This is a genomic window from Streptomyces sp. NPDC001880 (assembly GCF_053594575.1).
Genome location: NZ_JBSFET010000241.1, coordinates 1 through 2,435, shown reverse-complemented (window position 1 = coordinate 2,435; position 2,435 = coordinate 1). Strand labels below are relative to the sequence as shown.

Here is a 2,435-nt window from a genome sequence, read left to right as displayed (position 1 = left end):
CCGCCGAGGTCGAAGAACGAGTCGTCGACACCGACGGACTCAAGCCCGAGGACGTCGGCGAAGACCCCGCACAGGGTCTCCTCGAACGGAGTCCGCGGGGCACGGCCCTCCACGGACTCGAAGACCGGCTCCGGCAAAGCCTTACGGTCGATCTTGCCACTGCTGTTCAACGGCAGCGCATCCACCACCACCACCGCCGCCGGAACCATGTACTCCGGCAACCGCTCCGCCACGAACTCCCGCAACACCGACACCTCCGGAACAACCGAAGGAACAACCGGAACGACATACCCGACCAGCTGCCTGCTCCCGGCCGACGTCTCCCGCACCACCACCACCGAACGCCCGACCCGCGGATGCGCGGCCAACGCCGCCTCCACCTCACCCAGCTCGATCCGGAACCCACGAACCTTCACCTGGTCATCGGCCCGCCCCGCATACACCAGCTCACCAGCAGCATTCCACCGCGCCAGATCCCCCGTCCGATACAAACGCCCACCCGACCCGAACGGATCAGCCACAAACCGCGCACTCGTCAGACCCGACTGACCCACATACCCCCGCGCCACACCCGCACCCGCGACATACACCTCACCCACCGAACCCGGCACCACCGCCCGCAACCGGCCATCCAGCACATACACACGCGCCCCGTCCACCGGACCACCCACCGGCGGCGCCTGCCCCGTCACCTCCAACGGCCGACTCAACGTCGCCGCCACCGTCACCTCCGTCGGACCATACGCATTGACCATCCGACGCCCCGGAGCCCACCGCGCCACCAACTCCGGCGGACACGCCTCCGCACCCACCACCGGCACCCTCAGCACACCATCAGGCAACCCAGGCACCGTCGCCAGCACCGCCGGCGGCACCAACGCGTGCGACACCCGCCCCACCGACAAAACCCGCCCAAGCTCCTCCCCCACCACCACACCCGGCGGAGCAACCACCAACGCCGCACCCGAACCCCACGCCATCAACAGCTCCATCACCGACGCGTCAAAACTCGGCGACGCCAGCAACAACACACGACTGTCCGCCGAGAGCCCGAACCGCCGACACATCGAAGCAGCCAACGCACCCACACCCGCGTGAGTAACCGCAACCCCCTTCGGCACCCCCGTCGAACCCGACGTGAAAATCACATACGCCACCCGGTCAAGGCCCACATCCACCGCGGGCACCGGCTCGCTGCCCATCACCACGGCCTCATCCTCAGCCCGCGCAATCAACGCAGCATCAAGCACCAGCTTCGGTGAAGCCACCCCAAAAATCTGCCGCACCCGCTGCTCAGGAAGAACCGGATCCACCGGCAACCACGCCGCCCCCACCCGCGACACCGCCAGCACCGCCACCACCAGCTCCACCGACCGGCCAAGCCGCAGCCCCACAACATCCTCAACACCCACCCCACACCCGGCCAGCCAACCCGCCAACCGCCCCGCCCGCGCATCCAACTCCGCGAACGACAACTCCACATCCCCACACACCACCGCAACCGCATCCGGCGTCCGCTCCACCCAACGAGCAAACAACTCCGGCAACGCGAGCCCCGGCACAACCGCCCCATCCCGGGCACCACTCCACCCCTCCAGCCGGCCCACCTCACCCGGCAGCAGAACCTCCAGCCCACTCACCGCCACCGACGCATCCGCCACCACCGACTCCAGCACCCGCACAAACCGCCCGGCCAACACCTCAACCGTCGCCCGGTCGAACAGATCAACCGCAAACTCCAACCCACCCGAAAGACCACCCACACCCCCCGCCACACCCGGCTCCTCAGCCAAATGCAACGTCAGATCAAACTTCGCAGAACCCACCTCAACCGGCTCCACCCCCACCTCAAGACCAGGCAACTCCAAACGACCACGCGCATTGTTCTGCAACACCAACATCACCTGGAACAACGCCTGCCGCGCAGCCGACCGCTCCACCCCCAGAACATCCACCAACCGGTCGAACGGCACATCCGCATGCGCATGCGCACCCAAATGCACCTCCCGCACCCGACCCAACAACTCCACGAACGACGGATCCCCCGACACATCCGTCCGCAACACCACCGTGTTCACAAAAAACCCGACCAGATCATCCAGACCCTCATCCGAACGACCCGCCACCGCCGCCCCCACCGGCACATCCTCACCCGCACCCACACGCGACAACACCACCACCAAGGCCGCATGCAACACCATGAACAACGTCACACCCTGCTCACGGGCAACACGGACCAAACCCTCATGCACCACCGAATCCACCGCGAACGAAACCGTCCGCCCCACATGCGAAGCCACCGCAGGACGCGAACGATCGAACGGCAAAGCCAACTCCGCCGGCACACCCTCCAAAACCCCACGCCAATACCCCAACTGCTCACTCACCACACTCCCCGGATCACCCTCAGACCCCAACACCTCCCGCTGCCACAC

At 66.7% G+C, this 2,435-nt stretch carries 1 protein-coding gene; it reads right to left on the bottom strand.

The genetic code is table 11. The features are described 5' to 3' along the window. A partial coding sequence (locus ACWCQ6_RS36830; RefSeq protein ID WP_451096811.1) for a non-ribosomal peptide synthetase occupies nt 1-2,387 on the bottom strand: 2,387 nt, incomplete at its 3' end. Between the last annotated feature and the right edge of the window lie 48 nt (nt 2,388-2,435).